Source organism: Staphylococcus sp. GDY8P119P, assembly GCF_017892075.1.
Lineage (GTDB): Bacteria > Bacillota > Bacilli > Staphylococcales > Staphylococcaceae > Staphylococcus > Staphylococcus ureilyticus.
This window is the reverse complement of the sequence record NZ_JAESKJ010000001.1, coordinates 225,420-247,138: the sequence shown is the minus strand read 5'-3', so window position 1 is coordinate 247,138 and position 21,719 is coordinate 225,420. Positions and strand designations below refer to the sequence as shown.

Here is a 21,719-nt window from a genome sequence, read left to right as displayed (position 1 = left end):
GTTAGTATGGCGGAAATCAAACAAGGTACAAATAAATTTTATGTAGGCGATAACGAAGATAATCCACAAGCGGAGATTACATTTCAATCTCAAGGTGACAACCATATAATCATTGACCATACAGGTGTACCAGATGAACTTGGTGGTCAAGGTTTAGGTTCACAACTTGTAAAATCAGTAGTTGACTATGCACGTGATAACAATTTAAAAGTCTCCGCGACATGCCCTTTTGCTAAGTCAGTTATTGAGAAAAAACCAGAATTTCAAGATGTATATGCAGATTAATTAGGTGTCTACAACCTTTTCAAAGTCCAAAATAAATTTGGATATAAAACATCTTAAACTAAATCATCATTTTGAATGAGCCTGGGATGAATCAGTAGTCCCCCAGGCTCATTTGCTTTGTTTATTCTTTAAACCTACATTCGATTCTAATACATAACGAACGCACTTCCATAATTATAAAATATAGAGCTACCTCAATAGTTCTTTGACTGCACCCCTTTTATTTTGGCTTTTGATTGTTTAGTTTCATTTAAATTTTGTAATAACGTTAATTTCCATACTTCATTGATTTTGTTTAAAAATGGGTAATTTAACCATTTTGTAATGCATACATATTATAATAAATACCATTTTTTTTAATCAGCGTTTCATGTGTACCTTGCTCTACAATTTCTCCGTGATTTAATACAAGTATTTTATCTGCATCCTGAATCGTAGAAAGTCTGTGCGCAATGGCTAAAGTGGTTCTTCCCTTTCTCATTGTATTCAAAGATTGTTGTATTTGTTCCTCTGTTTCAGAATCAATGTTTGCTGTCGCTTCATCTAAAATAAGTATTTTAGGATTTGTAGCAATTGTTCTTGCAAATGCTATCAATTGTCGTTCGCCACTTGAAAATGAGCTTCCTTTTTCAATAACTCTATGTTGATACTGACCTGACAATTTTTCAATAAAATGATGCGCATGTACAAATTCTGCTGCAGCTTTTACTTGTTCAAATGTCATCGTTGGATGATACAGTTTAATATTTGATGCAACCGTACCATAAAATATAAATGCGTCTTGAAGCACTAGCCCTATTTTCTGTTTTAATTCTTGTTTAGGGATTGTTTTTATTGAATGTCCATCCACATTAATGCTCCCTCGTTCAAATTCATAAAAACGCATAAACAAATTTATAATTGAACTCTTCCCAGAACCCGTATGACCAACAAGAGCTACCATTTCACCAGGATTAACGGTAAAATTAATATTTTTTAATACATCTGTCTTTCCGTCATAGCTAAAACTGACTTCTCTAAATTCAATCTTTCCTTCTTCAATTGTGTACGATGGTACAGGTTGTTGTTCAGGTTCGTATGTGTCATCATCAATTAAAGTAAATACCCTACTCGCTGAAACTAAAGCTTGTTGCAAAATATTTAAATTTTGACTCACTTGATTAATTGGTTCAAAAAACCGTTCCATATATTGAACAAATGCAAATACAACGCCAGCCGTAATACCTGTCGTAAAGCTAATGATACCAAAATATCCCAAAATCATAACTACCGCAAAAATAGCTAGAGAACTTATTGCAGGTCTCAATAATAAACTATCAAGTTTCACAGTTTTTAACATATATTGATAATGTTCATCATTAATACGATTGAATTCACTGTTTAATCTTTTTTCTTGGTTAAACGCCTGTATTATCTTCATGCCTTCTATAGACTCTGCTAATTTTGTATTTAAATCGGACAATTTTTGTCTAGATTTTGCAAATAAAACAGCTGAGTATTTACGATAACTCGCAAGAATAAATATAATAACTGGTAAAAATATTAAAGATATTAAAGCCAATCTCATCTCTAAAATAAACATCATTATATAACTAGAAATCATCATAAAAAAAGCTATAAGAAATGTTGAAAATACGCCTATAATCATATCAACAATTGTCTCAGTGTCATTCGTTAACCTAGAGACTATACTACCACCTGATACCTTATCAAAATATTTCATTCCCAATTTACCTAATTTATTAAAAGCGTCAATTCTTAATTGTTGGATCACTTTAAAAGCAAGATATTGAAAAAGATATTGGCTTAAATACATTGTTACTGCACCTATTATTTGAATACTAATAAAGATAATCATCAGCCATATCATTGCTTGTTGGGGAAAAACGCGTGGCGTAAGATAATCATCAATAAATACTTTCACTAAGTAAGGCGTCAACATACTTGCAATCGTTGATATTGTTAACGTTAAAAATGCTAAAGCAATAGTTCCTTTATAAGGGGTCGTATACTTAAATAACCTAATCAAAGCCTGAGCTTGATCTTTTGCAGTTAAATTAACTTTCTCAGCCATTGGTATCGTCCCCTTTCGTTAAGTCATCTAAATTACGCGTGAGCTTTTGTTGTAAAGCTTGAGCTCGATATGTTTCGTAATACCATCCTTTTTGATTCATCAAAGTAGAATGTGTGCCCTTTTCCACAATCGTTCCTTTATCCATAACAATAATTTCATCCGCTTGTTTCACAGCACTCATCCGATGCGCAGTAATAATATTAGTTTTTCCTTTTCTTAGTTTTTTTAAATTGCTTAGTATCACTTCTTCGGTTTTGGCATCTACTGCAGAAAGGGAATCATCAAGTATTAATACCTCTGGGTCTATTAATAGCGCTCTCGCAATGGAAATTCTTTGTTTTTGTCCTCCTGACAATGATACGCCTCTTTCACCTACCACTGTTTGATATTGATCAGGAAAAGATAATATATCTTCATGAATATCACTTGCTTGACTTGCTGCAAATATTTGGTTATCACCTATTTTTTCATTACTAAATGCAATATTATTACGAATTGAAGTTGAAAATAAAAAGTGTTCCTGTGGTACATATCCAAACTGATTTCTCAAAAGCTGTACATTATAATCTCGAATAGGATGCTCACCATATGTGATTTCATGCATTTCTTTTGTATCATACTCTCTAAGTAGCAATCTAATCAGCGTACTTTTCCCTGAACCAGTTCTTCCAACGATGCCCACAGTAGTACCCTCCCTAACTTCAAAATGTACATTATAGATACCTTCTTTCGAACCACCCGGGAAATTAAATTCCTTAATATTAAACTCAATATTTCCAACGGGTCTAGTGTTAAGTTTATAATCTGTATCTATATCATTAGGGGTATTTTCTATTTCTTCAATTCGTTCATATGATGCCTTTGCCCTTTGAACGATATTAAAAAATAGTCCTAGTGCTAATAATGGCCAAACGAGCATCCCTAAATATGTCGTGAACGTAATCAGTTGACCAAGTGTGATTGTATTATTAAAAACCAATTTTGCACCAAATACGATTGATAAAAAGTAACTCATTCCTATCACTAATGTGATTGTTGGATCAAATAATGCATCAATTTTCGAAACTTTTAAATTTTTATCAACTACATCATCACTTAAATCTTTAAAATCTTGTTGGTCACTCGCTTCATAACCGAATGTCTTAGTTACTTTGATACCAGCAACACTTTCTTGAGTCTTATCGTTCAATCTACTAAACGCTGCTTGTGCTTTTTTAAATCCTTTACTAAGTAACGATCCATAAAAACTTGTTAACAATACCATAAAAGGTAGTGGTATCATTGCAATCAATGTTAATTTCCAGCTTACTGTTACAGCCATTGTGATCACCACTGTTCCACCAGTTATCAAAGAATCTGCAATCATCAATATTCCAGCACCCGCGGCATTTTGCACTGCTCTTATATCATTAGTTGCATGTGCCATTAAATCACCAGTTCTTCGATTTTGATAAAAGATAGCACTCATAACTGTATACTTTTTATATAAATATGTTCTTAATATTTGCCCCAACTTTTGACTAGTTCCAAATATTGATAATCTCCATATATACCTTAATACATAAGTTAAAATTGCTACCAATACTAATACCAAAAGATAAATCATTAATAGTTTAGGCGTTAATTTGTTTCCCACCATATCGTCAATAGTCTTACCTATAATCTGTGGAGGTAAAATTTCAATTAAAGCAATTAAAAATAATGTACTCAATCCAATAAGATAACTGCCTTTATGTTGTTTGAAAAACCATCCCAATTTCCAAAAAACTTGCATACGCTCACCCCACTCCATCCTCCAAATTGTCCATGTTCACATATTACCATATGTTGTTAAATGTAAATATAGAAGTGATATTAAACTTTATGTAATTCTACGTCATGAGACACTTAAATTGACTTGGTATACTTTTTATATTAATTTGTATCTATAACTCATAACCGAATATAAAGGAGCAAGGCGATGACTTTTCACGATAAATCAGCAATTCAAGTAACAAATATCACCTTAAACATTAAAAATTTACAAACGATGTTGAATTTTTATTCACATATTCTAGGACTTAAAGTGGTATCAACAAATGATACTTCTGCAGTTTTGCAAGTAGGTTTGAGCGGCCATACAATTACGTTATGTGAAATACCAGAGGGACGTCAGCCTTCTTTAAGTGAAGCAGGACTATTTCACGTAGCATTTCTACTGCCCGACCGCAAAGACTTAGCTAATTTCTTATTTCATATTTCGCAATCAAACATTCCGGTTGGTGGTGGAGATCATCTAGTAAGTGAAGCTTTATACCTTAATGATCCAGAAGGGAATGGCATTGAAGTTTATTTCGACAGACCTAAGTCTGTATGGTTGTGGGAAAATGATAAAGTGAAAATGGATACGTTACAAGTAGATACGAATGATTTACTTAATCAAAGAACAAAGATGGGCTGGGATGAAATGCCAAATAATGCGAAGATTGGACATTTGCATTTGAAAACATCCGACTTAACCATCGCTCAACATTTTTACATTGAGCAACTAGGTCTCCAGCATATTTCTAACTTCCCGCAAGCTCTTTTTATGTCATCTAAATATTATCATCACCATATTGCAGTAAATACTTGGCAATCACGCTTACCTAGAGTTGAAAATGATACAAGCTATGGATTAGCCCATATCGATATTTATAAACCAAGTATCGATACTGAAGAAACTTTTTTTATAGATGGTTTAAGTATTAGATTACACAATAATATATCATTAATTGCTGATAAAACTTAAAAACAGTGACATCATACGCCATCAGTATAATAATCCAACTCACTTTTAAAGTTCATAAAACAAAGAAAACGTCAATTTCTGTAATGACAACAGAAATTGACGTTTATAATTCAATACATTGTATGAATGAATTGGCTTTCTTTTTTATGAATTTTAAATATTTGAGTCCTCGTAACGCTTATTATTCAACCCACTCTACTACATGTGATTGAGGTTGACGTACTTTTTCTTTTGCTGCGTTTTCTCTATAACCAAATGCAACCATTACAGATGGTGCAAAATGCGCTTCATCCATCAAACCTTCATCACTTAAAAATTGCGTAACAGCATCTAAATCAAATCCTTCCATAGGGCAAGAATCAATATTTAATAATGCTGCACTCGTCATCATATTACCTAGTGCAATATATGTTTGTTTTTTAGCCCACTCCAACAATGTCTGCGCACTATCATTAATATGGAAACTTGTTTGGAAATTATCAAATTTTTCTTCTGTAGCAGGTATACTGTCTTCGCTATATTGTTTAATGTCTCGAATCATATGTTGTACAAATGGTGATTTAGAAGTTACGTTTTTTCGCGCTAATAAAATTACAAAGTGGCTTGCTGTCTCTAACTGCCCTTTTGCACCCCAACTTATTTCTTTTAACTTATTTCTAATTTCAGCATTTTGTACTACGATAAATTTCCACGGTTCTAATCCTAGAGAACTTGGAGACAATCTACCCGCTTCTAAGATTGTGTTAAATTCACTTTCACTTATCTTTTTATCTGAATCAAACCTTTTTGTTGCATGTCTAAAATTAAACGCATTTACAATTGTCTGTTGCATATCATTCATTTCTTGTTTGCCTTCCTTTCCATTTGTAGCTTATATTTTTTAGTATAAGATAGGTTGTTAGACGGATGAAAGTAATATGTTTAAGCGTAATACTGCCAAAATTTTAAATATTAATTTTTCATTTTAGTACTTTATCTTCAATAATTGATAAAACACCTTGTTTATCATTTGACGGTGCTACATACTTTGCAATTTCGAATAAGGTTTCATCTTCACAATTTTCCATTACATAACTATGTGTTGCTAATTGCAGCATATCTAAGTCATTATTTGCATCTCCAAAAGCCATGAGTTCATCTTCCGTTAGTCCCCATTTTTTTAATAATCTTGCTAACGCATTGCCTTTGGTCATACCAGGTAGAATGATATCGATACTATCTCGACCACTCGATACAAGTGATAAATCTTGTGAAAAGCGATTTGACAAATCTTCATCAAGTGTTGGATGTGTTGTTCTATCTATATTTAAGGCTATTTTTACATATTCGTCTTCTGGTAAATTTTGCAAGGATGCTATTTCTTTTAATTGTCGGTAATAAAAATGTGCATCTTTTTTAAATGATTGTCCATTATTCTTTAATATGTAAGCACTTTTTACGCCACAAACAATTATTTCATTGATACCACGCGTGATGTTTAAGTAATTAACAATATTATGGAAAACATCTTTTTCAAATGCTTGATAATCATACAACGTATTGTCTTCATAAATAACCGCACCGTTTTCCGCAACAAAAAACATAGCTTTATCTCCAAAAATAGATTTTAATTTTGCGTATTGATTACCACTTGCTGCTATAAATTTAATATTTTCATTTTTTAATTGTTGAAAGATACGATTAAACCTTTCTTGATCATATTGTTTTTTTGAATCCAAAAATGTACCATCCATATCTACTGCGATTGCTTTTATCATACTTATCATCCCCTCGAATACTCTGCTTATATCTGTAATTTATTATATCCATAATTTTCAAGAAATTAAAATGAATCACATATTTTATGCTGTAAATAACATGATTTTCAAAGATTAAAAAAAGAGGCAGAATAGAACGCATATACACAATATGCTTCATTCTACCTGCCTTTAATAACTTATTCATTTTCTCAAAAATAGTTTGAGATAAACAGAAGTAAATCGTTTTATAACTATTCAACGCATCATTTATTATACCTAACTACATAAAGCTTTAGACTTCTTGATTGTCTTCTTTCATACGGACAATAGAGACATAATTAGATTTTTCTTTAATATCATAGATGGTTAAACCAGTAATGTCTTTTTGTTTGCCTGGCACAATAATACTTATGATATAAGAGAAAACAAAGGCTACTATAAACGAAATAATTGATACATAGAATGGTGAATTACCGCCACCCATACCATTAAAGATATAAGCAAAAATAATTCCAAAAATTAATCCCATCAGCACACCGAATGTATTCGTACGCCGTGTGAATATACCAACCGCAAACACACCAGCCAATGGCACACCAACTAATCCAGTAATTAACAAGAAAAGATCCCAAAGGTCATTAGAATCTGCTGCAATTAGATAAATAGACATGCCGAATCCAAATAAACCTGAAAGAATAATCATCCATCTCGCAAATCCTACTTCGCTTTTTTCATTTTTCTTGCCGAAGAATCTGTGCTTAATATCAACAGAAATACAAGCTGAAATTGAATTTAAACTTGAAGAAATGGTTGATTGTGCCGCTGCAAATATTGCCGCTATCAATAATCCAGCAACAAATGGTGGCATTTCAGTAAGTATAAAGTATGGTACTACAGATGAAGTATTAAAATCTTTAGGCAATGCACTTTCATGACTATAAAATGAGTACATCATTGTTCCCATACCATAGAATAAGGGCGCTGATATTAAAGCTAATAACCCGTTCGTCCATAAAGACTTTTTTGTTTCTGATATAGAATCTGACGCTTGATAACGTTGTACCACATCTTGACTTGCTGTGTATTGATGCAAGTTATTAAAAATGTTTCCTAAAAAGATGATAGGAATTGCTGCCGCGGCAGTATTAAATTTCCAGTTATCAGCACTAATGATTTTATTATGTTCCAGTGCATCACTGACAACGGTGCCCATTCCCCCTTGAATGTGGACGACACCTAAAATAATAATTGCTGCTGCCCCACCTAATAGAATGACACCTTGAATGAAATCACTCCATACTACACCTTCGAAACCTCCAAGAAATGTATAAAGAATACATAAGATACCAACCAAACTTGCCACAACATACGGGTTCATATCTGACACAGATGTAATCGCTAATGTAGGTAAATAAATGACAATGGCTACTCTCCCAATATGGAATAATACAAATAGTAATGAACCAATAACACGAATACTAGGTCCAAAACGTGCCTCTAAATATTCATACGCAGATGTCACTTTTAATTTTTTAAAAAATGGTACATAAAAGTAAATAAGTAAAGGAATAATTGCTACAATCGCAATATTACCTGCAATATATGACCAGTCTGTTAAAAATGCTTTTTCTGGCGTAGACATAAAAGTAATCGCACTCAAAGTCGTTGCATAGATAGAGAAACCCACTGCCCATGAAGGCAAACGACCACTAGCCGTAAAGAAACTATCTGTACTTTGGCTTGCGCGTTTGGTAAAATATGCTCCGACTAAAAGCATAACTAAAAGGTAAATAACTACTGCTATCCAGTTCCATGTACCAAAACCAACTTGTTCCATTTAATTCATCCCCTTATACGGTAACCTACAAATCGTATTTGTTAATTAATGTTTCTAATTTAGCTCTGTTATTTTCATTGAATGGTTTAAATGGGCGTTTCGGTAAACCTCCGTCAATGCCACGTGTCGCTAAAATTTCTTTTAATGTAGAATAAATGCCCATAGACAACACATTTTCAATTATGTCGTTAGTATCATGCTGAATTTGATATGCTTCATCAATTTGACCGCTTTTAGCTTTTTCAAAAATTTGTCTTGCGCGTCTACCATTCACGTTATAAGTAGACCCAATTGCGCCATCCACACCAGAAATAGCTGCTTGCACTAACATTTCATCAAAACCTGAAAGTATTAATTTATCTGGATACGCTTTTCGAATACGTTCTAATAGGAAAAAATTAGGAGCTGTATATTTTACGCCAACCACTTTTTCATGATTAAATAATTCACCAAATTGTTCTATAGAAATGTTAACGCCAGTTAAGTCTGGAATTGCATAAATAATTAAATTATTTTGTGTCGCTTCAATTAATTCAAAATAGTAATCTTTGATTTCTTCAAATGAAAATGGATAATAGAACGGTGTAACTGCTGAAATCGCATCATATCCTAATTCAGTTGCATATTTACCTAACTCTATTGCTTCGTTTAAATCTAACGACCCAACTTGAGCAATCAATTTTACATTTTCATTAACCGCCTCTTTCGCAACTTTAAAAACTTGTTTCTTTTGTTCTTTATTTAATAAGAAGTTTTCACCTGAACTGCCGTTAACATAAAGTCCATCTAAGCCTTCAGTTTCAATGGCATTTTGAGCAATTTGCGCCAATCCTTTCTCTTTAACCTGACCATCTTCATCAAATGGTACTAATAATGCTGCATATAAACCTTTTAAATTCTCTTCCATCGTATAACCCTCCATCTATATATTTAAGTTATTATTCAAAATCATTTATATAACTGTATAATGCTTTAAAAAATATCTTTTATTTATTCTATTTACAGTTCAAATTGTAAACGCTATCATAGAGTGTGGCAATAGAATTTTGAAAAAATACATCATTTTGAAACAATATAAGTGAAAATTTTTTCAATATCGATTTTCTTTTAAAAATTAAGGAGGATTTGTATATGCATCCATATAAGATTGCTATTGATATTGGAGGGACAGAAATTAAAGCAGCTGTAGTTGATCAATCATTAAATTTTATAGAATATATCAAAACACCTACCCCTAACAACATAGATACATTTATTAAGGATAAAATTTATAACATTGTAATGACGTTTCAAAAATCTTATCAAATATCCCCACTTTATGTCGGCATTTCTAGCGCAGGCGTTATAGACGAACGCCGTGGCATAGTTGAATACGCTGGTCCAACCATACCCAATTACGTAAATACTGACTTCAAGTGTTTGCTTAAACCATTAAATGCTCAGGTGAACGTATTTAACGATGTCAATGCAGCTTTGTTAGGGGAATTGGTTTTCCATGATTACAGCGCACAAAATATTTTTTGCTTAACACTAGGTACAGGAATTGGGGGCGCTTTTTATAATAAATATTCCCAACTATACAACGGGGAACGAAATCGTGCTAATGAAATTGGTTATTTACTTTTTGATAGACAAACAAACAAAACATTTGAACAACGTGCCTCAACAACTGCCTTAAAAACACTCATGTTAGAAAAAGGATTTATTTATCAAGACAATGTACCAAAATTATTTGAACTCGCAGATCAACAAGATAATCTTGCATTATCTATACTCAATCAATGGAGTGATTCAATCGCAGAAGGTATCGCTCAAATACAGATTATTTATGATCCCGGTTTAATTCTGATCGGTGGCGGTGTTTCTTCACAAGGACAAAATTTATTAAAATACATCGTACCTAAAGTCGAACATTACTTACCTGAGCAATACGGTCATGCTCATATACAAACAACGCGTACACAGAATCATGCTGCACTTTATGGCGCAGTCTCTAAATTTTAAAACAGCTATTGACGACGTTATGCTGTTATAGCCATGAAAATTACGTCCTTTATGTACCAAAATCATCAAAAATCCTACTATCAAAGAAATATTGATATTAAGCCAATTTTTCGTTTATGCAGGTATTTACTGTTGCACACGAAGAAAGCGGTCATAAATAAACACAATTAAGCGAGCACAGCACTTACTTGTTTCTTCATACTTTGAAATATATCCACCATATTAATGTCCATGGACTACAAAAGCGCCAAATTCTATATAATCTCAATAGAATTTGGCGCTTTTGTTTTAATCAAGGATACTTATATGCCTAACGAACCTCGTAACATTTATTTACGTGTTTACGTTCACAATGACTCTATTCATTTAACACTACTTTTTTCGTATGTTGATATACATTATGCATATATGTATCATCTAATAATAAGTAACTGACAATATCTATTAAAAACAATGTTGCTATTTGAGTATTAATAAATTGTGTGTCTTTATTTCTAGATTGATCAGTTGTTATGAGCACTAAATCTGCACACTCAGTAATTGGACTTCCTTCATAATTCGTTATAACTACGACATAAGCCCCACGTTCATGTGCTACTTTGGCTGCAGCTATAAGCTCTGTAGTTTCACCACTATTTGAAATCGCTACAAATGTATCTGATGCTGATAACAAAGAAGCAAATATTTTCATTTGATGAGCATCTGTAGACACATTCCCTTTCAAACCCATTCTCATCATACGATAGTAAAATTCTGTAGCTGATAATCCAGAACTACCAAGACCTGCATAAATGATTTGTCTACTTCGAATAATTTGGTTAACAAAGCTTTGAATTTTTTCATCAGAAATAAATTCTCCTGTTTGCTGAATAATATTTTGATGATATTTATGAATACGTTGAATTAAAGGACTATTTTCTATTACTCTTTCCGACATTTCTTGCTGTAAATTAAATTTCAAATCTTGAAAGTTCTCATAATCTAATTTATTACTAAATCTTGTAATCGTTGCAGGCGAAGTACCAATCGCATATGCTAATGAATTAATTGTTGAAAATGTGTCGTCAAAGTCATTGTTTTGAATATACGCTACGATTTGTTTATCTGTTTTAGTAAATAAATGATGGTAACGTTGCACGCGATTTTCAAATTTCATATTATCTATCCTCCCATCCCGATCATAGCTATAGTATAAATGAAAATATTTTTCATAACAACGAAATATATTGATTATTATTTTCTTGGTGTTATATTAAAAATATAAATCTATTAGATAATAAAGTATTTTATTAAATCTACTAAAGTTACGGAGTGTATTATTATGTTACCACAAGGATTAATTGTCTCATGTCAAGCCTTGGAAAATGAGCCGTTACATTCATCTTTTATCATGTCAAAAATGGCTTTAGCTGCATATGAAGGTGGTGCTGTTGGCATTAGAGCAAACTCTAAAGAAGACATTATAGCGATAAAACAAGAGGTGAATTTACCTATCATCGGTATTGTCAAAAGAGACTATGCAAATTCCGATGTTTTTATAACCGCAACACGTAAAGAAGTCGATGAATTACTAGAAAGTAAATGTGAAGTTATTGCCTTAGATGCTACAAAGCAGGAACGTCCTGAAGAATCATTACAAGAACTTGTTTCTTATATACGTCAGCAAGCACCAAATATAGAAATTATGGCTGATATCTCTACACTTGAAGAAGCACAATATGCTGATAAATTAGGTTTTGATTACATAGGAACGACCCTTCGAGGCTATACTGCTTATACTAAAGGACATATATTGTATGAAGATAACTTCAAATTTTTAAAAGATGTGATTTCACATGTTCATGCAAAAGTTATAGCTGAAGGAAATGTCATCACACCTGAAATGTTTAAACAAGTTACAGCCTTAAATGTTCATTGTACAGTCGTCGGAGGTGCGATTACACGTCCTAAAGAAATCACCAAAAGATTTATTCAAGCAATTGAAAATTAACATTTAAAAAAGCCCGTATTCAAACTCATGTTTTACTTGGTTAATGAATACGGACTTTTTATATGACTTTTATTTAGCGGTGCATGTTATAGTGCTTCGGCAATAAATATTTTTCTATCTTCCCACTCACCTGTTTGTTCATTGTAATTATCACATGTAATTAATGTTAGTTGCTTCTTATTCGATGCTTGTTCGTCCAACACTTCAACTTCATCTGGTTTTACATCATAAATTTTAGTAATCTGATACGTTCTTCGATCATCTCCAACTTTAAAATAAACTTTGCTTCCCTTTTTCGTTTCAGGTAACCTAGAAAATTGATAATCCGAATGACCCGTTAATGTATGACCTGCAATTGCGATATTTTGATCCTCTAATGATTCGTTTGATTCCACAAAACTTACGCCTCTATCTAATTGTTTCGGCGTGGCCGGACCGGGATAAACAGGTGTTTTAATATCTGCATCAGGAATTGATAAATAACCTGCCATCTTTGTCTTATCTTTAGGTATTTCTACTTTCTTTTTTTCAGAAGTTTTAGATTGTTGGTCATAATGTTCTATTTTATTTTCATTGTCTTTTTGAGTAAAATAATTATCAATCTTTGGTTTCATAAATAAATAAATTGCTATTATAATGAGTGCCACACCAATTAATGTTACAAGTCTACTTCCCCATTTTTTCATGTCACGCATGCTCCTTTGTCCAAATCAAAACATTCATTATAAGTATAGCACAACTCATTATCTAACAAAGCATATTTTTTTTGCATTAATCCTTTTATAGTTTTAAAAATTAATAATGTGGTAGATACTAAAGTATTCAATATATATAAAGGAAGTGTTTGTATGTCAGTATTTTCTAATGATGAGCGTGTAAAGATATTGTCTGACATTGTTGAAATTCAATCTGTGAACGAAAAAGAACTTGATGTCGCACATTATTTACAAGATTTATTTAATAAATTCGGAATTCAAACCAAAATCGAAAAACTGGAAGGCGAAAACACAAGAGCTAACTTAGTTGCAGAAATTGGTAACGGAAAACCTGTGGTTGGTATTTCAGGGCATATGGACGTTGTCACTACAGGTGATGAAAATTTATGGAATTATGATCCATTTAAGCTTACAGAAGATAATCAAGGAAGATTACACGGACGTGGTTCTGCAGATATGAAATCAGGACTAGCCGCTTTAGCAATTAGTTTAATAGAAATTAAAGAAGCAGGTACATTAAATCAAAGTACTATCAGATTTATGGCGACTGCAGGAGAAGAAGTAACGAGTGACGGCGCTGCATTATTACATGAAAAAGGCTATATGGATGACGTCGAAGCCCTATTAATCGCAGAGCCTTCACAAGATGGCATTGTTTATACACATAAAGGTACCATGGATATTCAAGTGATATCCAAAGGTAAATCTTCACACAGCTCAATGCCTGAATTAGGTTATAATGCGATTAATCCATTGGTCGATTTTATTCATTATTTAAATAAAGCGTATAACAAAGTTGATATTAAAAGTGAGTTGCTCGGTACGCCAACAATGAATTCAACAATCATATCCGGTGGTGACCAAGTCAATTCTATACCAGCGTATGCTGAGTCACTGTTTAACATGCGTACCATACCAGATTATGATAATAATAAATTTGAGGCGTTATTTAACAGTATAAAAGATCAAGTTAACCAAGAAAGTGACGCTGATATAACTGTTAACCCTTATGTAAACCGCGATCCTGTATATACTAAGGGAGATAATACATTCTTAAAATTAGCTAAATCTTTAGGTGATTCCTATTTTGATAGAAATCTGGATGTGACTTCTTCTACTGCAACTACAGATGCATCATATTTAATGAAAGATAAAGATGAAAGTTTCTCATTTGTAATGTATGGCCCAGGTGAGACTGGACAAGCACATCAAGTTGATGAATATGTTTATAAAGATGCTTATCTAACTTTTATAGATTTATATAGCCAGTTATTACCACAATATTTAAATACGGCTAAATAAAATCACTAAGCACGTGATATAACACGCTTACAATCACTAAACAAAGCTTAATACAGAAACTGCGTACTCTATAAATGGCTAATCCATACGAAGTGGATTAGCCATTTTGTATTTAACATTTTCAATTTTACCATCACATATTTAACTAGAGTAAATAGTATAAACATTCAAAACTGACATCCATTTTTTTCATTCAAATTACTATGATGATTTTTCACTTTTAATGACTGTAAATACTCTCTGGACAATCTTAAATGTTTATTTATTCATCTCTAACCAATTAATTAATTCATTTAAATTGTTAACTGTTATTGTAGGATTTTGTCCATTATAATCAAAATGTCCATTTTGTCTATTCACCCAAGCTGTATCAAAACCGAAATTGGTTGCTCCCGTTACATCCCAAGAATTAGAAGAAACAAATAATATCTCTTCTCTTTTCAGATGATGATATTTCAAAATCAATGCATAACTTGCAGGGCTGGGTTTATATTGTTTAATTTCATTAACGCTCATAACTGTATTAATATTTTCCCCTAACTCAGAATTATCAATCAATGGTCTAAGCATGTTATCATTTCCATTAGATAGTATACCAACATCGATATTCATATTATTAAGTTGCGCGAGTATTTTAGGTACTTCGTAAAAATACTCTAAATTTAAAAAAGCATCAAACAACCTGTTTATATCTTCACGATCATATTGTATTTTGTGTTCATCCATTGTATAACGTAAAGCTTCTTTCGTTAACTCATCAAAGGAAATATATCTTTGCATAATTTGTTTTAAAAACATGTGATTTAATTGCGTTTTTCTCCACAGCTTTGAAATTGATGTTGCTTGTTCATCATCAAATTGCGTCATACCTTTTTTTAAAGAGGACATGTCAAAAAGTGTTCCATAAACATCAAAAATAATTGCTTTATACATTTTAAACCTCCTATTCAAAACACACATTTACTTATTCTTTATCACATTTCAACAAAGTCAAACAGTTTATTATCATTTTTATTTTTATGTAAATTGATAAGGACAATTGAAAAGATATTCACTCTATCGTTTATTAATTTTTTGTAAATTTCTTTAAATATAGCTTTATTATACTACAAATCGGTTATAGAACAGTAAGAAGGGAGGCTGGTTGTTATGAGAAGGATGTTTCTATTAGATTTACTAAACCTCTTTTTTATCGCCGCAGGTTACATGTTGATGATTACTTTGATTTTACTTTCTTTTGACTTCTTACAAATAAAAACAACCGGTTCAGTATTTTTAGAATCATTAAGTTCAGTTACTATTTTCCAATTTTTCAGCAATCCTATTTTTAACGGATTATTCACTTTATTTTTAATTGTATCTTCCCTAATATTTCTGTACAAAGCATTTGAACTTTATCAAAAAAATAAGTAATTATCATTGCTCTTCAATTAATTCAAAGCTTAATTTTATATAACTACAAATAAGCACCTATTTTTTATTTATAACGCATATCATTTATTTATTTTAAATTTTTTGTATTTTATATTGTAACAATACATTTTAAGATATATAATATTCTAAGAGAATGTTTCGTGCTATATCTCTAGGCTTTTATTGCCATCTATCATCATAGTTATATTCCATTCCCAGAATTAAACTTTATGCACCCATTAACACTAATGGTATCGCACTGCATTCTCAACAAATGTGCTAAAGTTGCTCATTTGAAAAGAGATCTAAAATCACTTTCAGGCAGTGATTTTAGATCTTCTTATAATACTATTACTTTAATTTCCCATTAGGATAAACCATAACTTTTAATGATCCGCTTTTATTGGTTCTTGCTCTTTCCATTGCCTCTTGTGCATCTTCCAAATCATATGAATCGGTAAACATTGTATTTAAATTAGCTGCAGTTGAAGATAACATCTCAAGGCCCATTGGATAAGTATTGGCATATCTAAAGATACCTACGACATTAATTTCATGGTTAGCGATAAAAGGTATATTTAACTCAATATTTTCTTGTTGTGGCAAGCCAACTATTGCTAAAGTTCCGCCATTGTTCAAGACCGCTAGTGCATTTTGTAAGGCTGTTGGATTACCTGCAGTTTCAAAAGCATAATCTACACCGTTATGATTTGTTATTTCATTGATACGGGTAATAACATCTTCTTCTTTAATATTTATAACATGTGTTGCACCAAGTTCTAATGCCTCATCCAATCTTATTTGTTCAAGATCTGACACTATAATTCTTGTAGCACCAAAAGCTTTTGCTGCTACAACAGCCATCAAACCAACTGGGCCCATACCCATTATTACTACCGTGGAACCTGGTTGAACGTTTGCACGTTTACATGCTTGTACGCCAACTGAAAATGGTTCATTTAATGTTGCTTCTTCATATGATAGTGCATCAGGAATATGGAATAAAAATCCTTCAGGATGACTTATATATTGACTAAAAGCACCATCAATAGGAGGCGTAGCTAAAAACTTAACATCAGGACATAAGTTATATTTACCAGCTTTACAGTATTCGCACTCTCCACAGGGAACTCCAGGTTCAATAGCAACTCTATCCCCGGGTTTAAAATGTGTTACTTTTGAGCCGATATCAGCAACGATCCCTGAACATTCATGTCCTAAAATCAATGGTTTTTCAACAACAAATTCCCCTACACGACCGTGTTCATAATAATGAACATCCGATCCACAAACACCTACCGCCATCACTTTTACTAAAACATCTGTAGGTCCTAATTTAGGAACGTCTACTTCTTTAAGTTCCATCTCAAATGGTTTATTTAATAATGAAATGTTCATAGTTTCTGGAATATTATTATTCATTTTAAATTCCTCCTAATAGTTAATTAATATTTAATAAGTTTTCTGTTATCGTTTTTGTCTGAGCGTATATATTCTTATAAATTTCAAAATACTGTTTATATTTTTTATGATTTTCTATATTTGGTTTATATGTCTCTCCTAGCGCTATAAATGTTTCAGCACATGCTTGCATTGTATTAAACCAACCTAATCCATATGCAGCTAACATGGCTGCTCCTACACCTGGACCTTCTTCATATTTCAATGCAGTGACCTGAGTATTGAAAATATCTGCTTGCATTTGTAACCAAAAACTACTTCTAGCGCCACCACCAATCGAAATAATTTCATCAATATGCCTACCGTTTTCTCTCATATATACAATGGATTCATATAGTGAATAAGTAATGCCTTCCACTGTAGCTCGTGCAAAATCCGCTTCTTCTGTATTACTATTTATCCCAATGAAACTTCCTCTAATATATGCATCACCATGTGGTGTTCGCTCACCTTGAATGTATGGTGAAAACAACAAACCATTTGCTCCAATAGTAGATTTCTCAGCAAAATTCAAGATTTCATCAAATGAATATGCTTTAAAAAGCTTTTCTTTGAGCCAATTTAAACTATGACCTGCACTTAATGTGACACCCATTGCATACGACATATTAGGCATGGCATGTTTAAAGAAGTGAATGTTATGTCCATAATCTACTTGATTATTTGTAGTACACGATAAAATCACACCTGAAGTTCCTATACTACATAACGTTTGACCTTCATTAATAACACCTGAACCTAAAGCGCCACATGCATTATCTGCACCACCAGCAAAAACAGCAATATCTTCTTTAATGTTTAGTTCTTTTTTAACTATTTCTGTAACATTACCTACATAACTATGCGACTGTACTAACGGTGGGTATATATCACCAAGTTCCAACTTGTCCCCAATTTCTTTTTCCCAGTCATTTGTTTTTGGATTGAAAAGAAGCGTACCTGCTGCATCACTATATTCCATAGCAATATGACCTGTTAGTCGATAGCGTACATAATCTTTAGGTAACAAAAACACTTCTAATTGTTGCCAATAATTTGGTTCGTTCTGTTTCATCCATAAAAGTTTAGGTAATGTAAAACCTTCAAGTATAGGATTATTTAAAAGTGTCTTCCCAAATTTGTTTTCTAATTCCTCGCATTGTTTAGTAGTTCTAGTGTCATTCCATAGTATTGCATTTCTAATAGGTTGGTATGTTTTATCCAGTGGTACTAAACCATGCATTTGTCCAGAAAACGAAAGGGCGCTAATACGTTTATTTGTCATTGTCTCTGTATTTATTAACTTTTTTATACCTTCTTTTACTGCCTCCACCCATGATTCAGGATCTTGTTCACTGTAGCCAATATATGGCTGACTCAATTTCAAAGGAATACTTGATTGTTCAATAACATGACCGCTTTTATTCACAGCAATAATTTTAACTGAACTCGTACCTATGTCTATACCAAGTACAACCTGTTCCAATTTACATCTTCCTTTCTTAATAATTTTCAATTTGTGCATTTAATGCTTCAACTTTATCGTCCCCAATGCCTGGTTGATGAACTTTAATATAATAAGTGATTGCTGCACCTACGAAATAGCAAATGGCAAAAGCCCATACGACGCCAACTTCGTTGAATAAAGGTAATATAAGCGTGGCAATTAATGGTGCAATAAAATTACTCAATCCAGCAGCAAGATTATGTGAAGAAAGTGTAGCACCAATATGATCAGGCTCTAAAGCTGTAAAAATTGCAAAAATAGGTACAAATGCTGATTGTGTAATACCGAATAATACTGCACATAAAATTGCAATTGCAAACACATCACCACTAAGTATTGGTAAATAATAAAATAATAATGTCGTGATGCCACAACCGATACAACCAAATAACATCACTTGACGTTTCCAACCAATTTTATCAGCAATAATACCCCAAACTACATCACCAACGATACACGTCACATGCATTGTTCCCCATGTCCATAACCATTGTTGCATTGAAAATCCAATAGTTTCCGTGAATAATACTGGAAAGATAATAACTAGCCCAAACAAAGACAATTGATTAATGATGCGTACGATAAAGACTTTAATAATTTCTGGATTCTTATAAACTACGCCGATATCTTTTAATACTTTAGTATATCTTTGTTTAACCGAAAGCGTTATATTCGGCTTTACATCCCGGTTTCCTACAACGATAAATGCAATTAAACCTCCTATAAAAATCCATATTAATGACATCCATAGTGTTCCATTAAAACCTATAAATGGAATAGTGAAACTAGGTAAATAAGTACCAATTACCCCCATTCCAACTGAGAACATTGCCCAAAACCAACCAATTGCTGTGGCTAATCTTGCTTTATCAGTGATATAGGTTACCCATACTAAGAAACCATACAAAAACAAAGGATAACCTAATCCTCTAATACCATATAACACTAACATCATAGGCAAATTTTCCATTCCTATTCCAAACACTAAAAAAAGCACGTGGAAAATTAACCATATTATTGTTCCTAAAGCCATTATTTTCCTAGGACCGTAAACATCAGATAAAACAGCCGCTAACCAAGAACCCACAACTACCATCACGCCATATACAGTAAACACTAAGGAAGCTTGACCACTAGAAAAACCGATATCAACAATATTTTTTGATAAAAATGCCTGTTCAATCCCATCTCCTGTCATAAAAATAAATATAGCTATAAGTGCAATAAAAATAATTTTCGGGATTCCCATCCATGTTTTTGGACTATCTTTAGAAATTGTAATGTTATTCAAAATATTTCCCCCTTATTTAAAAATATAACTAAAATAAACTTAAACGTTTAAGTTTTAGCGATTAAGTTAACGGGATTAAAATCAAATGATTTCAAAAACCCGTCTTGTTTAAACAATTCATAATACAATATCTACTCCAATGTATATAATCATAACAACAATCAACAAGTATCAGACTTGGAATACATTTTAGTTTTTATCATAATGACTTATCTTTTATAAATGAACAAGATTCACGTATGATTAGTTTTGTATTTAGTTCAATCGAAGAGACATTTTCCCCTTGAATTAGATGATTGATCATTTCGCCTGCGACACGACCTATCTCTTTTGTAGGTTGTGAAATGACAGATAATTTTGGAGTATAAATTTCATTCCAGTAACTATCATCAAAACCAATGATAATCATATCTTGAGAAATTTTTTTGCCACTTTCTTTTATTGCTTGTAAAGCACCTAATAACAATAAATGATTAGTTGCCACAACAGCTTGAACCTGTTTGTTAATTAATGATTTAGTCGCATGATACCCACTGTCAATTTGTGCATCCGTACCCAATTGCTGATTGCTATAATAAATGAGTTGCTCATCTAACTTAATATTATTTTTTTTCAACGCATGTTCATATCCAGATTTCCGTTCTGACGTTGTGCTTATATCAGGATTCGCTAACAGTAACCCTATATTTTTACAGGTACTATCAATAATTCTCTGAGTTGCATCAAACGCTGCTTTCTTGTTATCCACGCTTATAGAAGGTAAATATGTACCATCTACTTTCCTATCTATGGTCAAGATAGGTGTTTGGCTCCACTCTTTCTTAAATTTTAATTTAGACTTCACTGGAACTAATATAATAGCGCTTACATTTTGCGCGATAAATGTTTCTATCAACGCTTGTTGTCTTAACTCGTTTTCCTCAGACGACACAACAGCTACATGCAATTGATGTTTTTGACATTCGTTGTTTAATTCTGTCAGTATCTCAGTAAAAAAAGGATTTTGATCAGGTACAATAAAAACAATTAAATTAGACTGCCCTGTTTTTAAACTTCTTGCAAATTGATTCGGTTCATAATGCAATTTATCAATTGCATCTAATACTTTCTGCCTCGTCTTTTTACCTAATTCAGTACTTTTGTTATTCAATACATTGGAAACGGTCGCAATTGATACCCCAGCAACTTTTGCTACATCATGAAGTGTAGGTTTATTTTTTTCCATGCCACTCACCTTAAACGTTTAAGTTATTTGCTTCGACTTATTCATGTCAGCTAGATTCATTATATATATTCACCACAATAAATGCAAGCGCTATCATAAGTATTGAGATTTTTTCTTTTTCAAGTA

General features: G+C 32.3%; 19 protein-coding genes. 6 read left to right on the top strand and 13 right to left on the bottom strand.

Annotated features, from left to right (window positions below; genetic code table 11):
* Positions 1-6 precede the first annotated feature (6 nt).
* The gene (locus KA830_RS01090; protein WP_019470056.1) at positions 7-285 is read left to right on the top strand and encodes a GNAT family N-acetyltransferase; all 279 of its coding nucleotides are present in this window, start codon (positions 7-9) and stop codon (positions 283-285) included.
* A gap of 310 nt (positions 286-595) precedes the next feature.
* On the opposite strand, the gene KA830_RS01085 is transcribed toward KA830_RS01090, so the two are convergent.
* Together KA830_RS01085 and KA830_RS01080 are read right to left on the bottom strand one after the other, a co-directional pair.
* Positions 596-2,359 carry an ABC transporter ATP-binding protein gene (locus KA830_RS01085; RefSeq protein ID WP_192946496.1) on the bottom strand — a complete coding sequence of 588 codons (1,764 nt, stop codon included), beginning with the start codon at positions 2,357-2,359 and terminating at the stop codon, positions 596-598.
* Positions 2,352-4,133, bottom strand: coding sequence for an ABC transporter ATP-binding protein (locus KA830_RS01080; protein WP_204179994.1), 1,782 nt, complete (start codon positions 4,131-4,133; stop codon positions 2,352-2,354). Before KA830_RS01080 ends, KA830_RS01085 begins: the two co-directional genes overlap by 8 nt.
* Positions 4,134-4,319: 186 nt before the next feature.
* Between KA830_RS01080 and KA830_RS01075 the strand changes: the two genes are divergently transcribed.
* A complete protein-coding gene (locus tag KA830_RS01075; RefSeq protein WP_204179993.1) occupies positions 4,320-5,129 on the top strand; it encodes a VOC family protein in 810 nt (269 codons plus the stop codon).
* Positions 5,130-5,310: 181 nt separating this feature from the next.
* On the opposite strand, the gene KA830_RS01070 is transcribed toward KA830_RS01075, so the two are convergent.
* The 4 genes from KA830_RS01070 to KA830_RS01055 all read right to left on the bottom strand — a co-directional run bounded on the left by KA830_RS01070 (position 5,311) and on the right by KA830_RS01055 (position 9,612).
* Positions 5,311-5,970 carry an NAD(P)H-dependent oxidoreductase gene (locus tag KA830_RS01070; RefSeq protein ID WP_204179992.1) on the bottom strand — a complete coding sequence of 220 codons (660 nt, stop codon included), beginning with the start codon at positions 5,968-5,970 and terminating at the stop codon, positions 5,311-5,313.
* A 118-nt stretch (positions 5,971-6,088) separates the two neighbouring features.
* Positions 6,089-6,886, bottom strand: a complete 798-nt coding sequence (locus KA830_RS01065; RefSeq protein ID WP_204179991.1) for a Cof-type HAD-IIB family hydrolase — start codon at positions 6,884-6,886, stop codon at positions 6,089-6,091.
* A 274-nt stretch (positions 6,887-7,160) separates the two neighbouring features.
* Entirely contained in the window at positions 7,161-8,705 is a 1,545-nt protein-coding gene (locus KA830_RS01060) for a sodium:solute symporter family protein (protein ID WP_064209270.1), read from the bottom strand.
* A gap of 25 nt (positions 8,706-8,730) precedes the next feature.
* Positions 8,731-9,612: an N-acetylneuraminate lyase gene (locus tag KA830_RS01055; protein ID WP_064209269.1), complete on the bottom strand. Its 882-nt coding sequence runs from the start codon at positions 9,610-9,612 to the stop codon at positions 8,731-8,733.
* A 224-nt stretch (positions 9,613-9,836) separates the two neighbouring features.
* Here KA830_RS01055 and KA830_RS01050 point away from each other — a divergent pair, with 224 nt between their 5' ends.
* Positions 9,837-10,709 carry an ROK family protein gene (locus KA830_RS01050; RefSeq protein WP_204179990.1) on the top strand — a complete coding sequence of 291 codons (873 nt, stop codon included), beginning with the start codon at positions 9,837-9,839 and terminating at the stop codon, positions 10,707-10,709.
* Between the two features lie 358 nt (positions 10,710-11,067).
* On the opposite strand, the gene KA830_RS01045 is transcribed toward KA830_RS01050, so the two are convergent.
* Positions 11,068-11,865 (bottom strand): MurR/RpiR family transcriptional regulator, encoded by a 798-nt coding sequence (locus KA830_RS01045; protein ID WP_019470049.1) that lies wholly within the window; start codon positions 11,863-11,865, stop codon positions 11,068-11,070.
* A gap of 165 nt (positions 11,866-12,030) precedes the next feature.
* Between KA830_RS01045 and KA830_RS01040 the strand changes: the two genes are divergently transcribed.
* Entirely contained in the window at positions 12,031-12,699 is a 669-nt protein-coding gene (locus tag KA830_RS01040) for an N-acetylmannosamine-6-phosphate 2-epimerase (protein WP_019470048.1), read from the top strand.
* 86 nt (positions 12,700-12,785) lie between these two features.
* Here the strand turns inward: KA830_RS01040 and srtA are convergent, their stop codons facing one another.
* A complete protein-coding gene (gene srtA, locus KA830_RS01035) occupies positions 12,786-13,385 on the bottom strand; it encodes a class A sortase SrtA (RefSeq protein ID WP_070657983.1) in 600 nt (199 codons plus the stop codon).
* A 162-nt stretch (positions 13,386-13,547) separates the two neighbouring features.
* Here srtA and KA830_RS01030 point away from each other — a divergent pair, with 162 nt between their 5' ends.
* The gene (locus KA830_RS01030) at positions 13,548-14,717 is read left to right on the top strand and encodes an ArgE/DapE family deacylase (RefSeq protein WP_204179989.1); all 1,170 of its coding nucleotides are present in this window, start codon (positions 13,548-13,550) and stop codon (positions 14,715-14,717) included.
* A 258-nt stretch (positions 14,718-14,975) separates the two neighbouring features.
* On the opposite strand, the gene KA830_RS01025 is transcribed toward KA830_RS01030, so the two are convergent.
* Positions 14,976-15,650 (bottom strand): haloacid dehalogenase type II, encoded by a 675-nt coding sequence (locus tag KA830_RS01025; protein ID WP_070657985.1) that lies wholly within the window; start codon positions 15,648-15,650, stop codon positions 14,976-14,978.
* A 216-nt stretch (positions 15,651-15,866) separates the two neighbouring features.
* Between KA830_RS01025 and KA830_RS01020 the strand changes: the two genes are divergently transcribed.
* Positions 15,867-16,130 carry a hypothetical protein gene (locus KA830_RS01020; RefSeq protein ID WP_204179988.1) on the top strand — a complete coding sequence of 88 codons (264 nt, stop codon included), beginning with the start codon at positions 15,867-15,869 and terminating at the stop codon, positions 16,128-16,130.
* 351 nt (positions 16,131-16,481) lie between these two features.
* On the opposite strand, the gene KA830_RS01015 is transcribed toward KA830_RS01020, so the two are convergent.
* The 4 genes from KA830_RS01015 to KA830_RS01000 all read right to left on the bottom strand — a co-directional run bounded on the left by KA830_RS01015 (position 16,482) and on the right by KA830_RS01000 (position 21,593).
* Positions 16,482-17,552, bottom strand: a complete 1,071-nt coding sequence (locus KA830_RS01015; protein WP_070037364.1) for an NAD(P)-dependent alcohol dehydrogenase — start codon at positions 17,550-17,552, stop codon at positions 16,482-16,484.
* A 19-nt stretch (positions 17,553-17,571) separates the two neighbouring features.
* The gene (gene xylB, locus KA830_RS01010; RefSeq protein WP_046206971.1) at positions 17,572-19,056 is read right to left on the bottom strand and encodes a xylulokinase; all 1,485 of its coding nucleotides are present in this window, start codon (positions 19,054-19,056) and stop codon (positions 17,572-17,574) included.
* A 16-nt stretch (positions 19,057-19,072) separates the two neighbouring features.
* A complete protein-coding gene (locus KA830_RS01005; RefSeq protein ID WP_239436884.1) occupies positions 19,073-20,368 on the bottom strand; it encodes an MFS transporter in 1,296 nt (431 codons plus the stop codon).
* A gap of 199 nt (positions 20,369-20,567) precedes the next feature.
* The gene (locus KA830_RS01000) at positions 20,568-21,593 is read right to left on the bottom strand and encodes a LacI family DNA-binding transcriptional regulator (protein ID WP_204179986.1); all 1,026 of its coding nucleotides are present in this window, start codon (positions 21,591-21,593) and stop codon (positions 20,568-20,570) included.
* Positions 21,594-21,719: the final 126 nt, after the last annotated feature.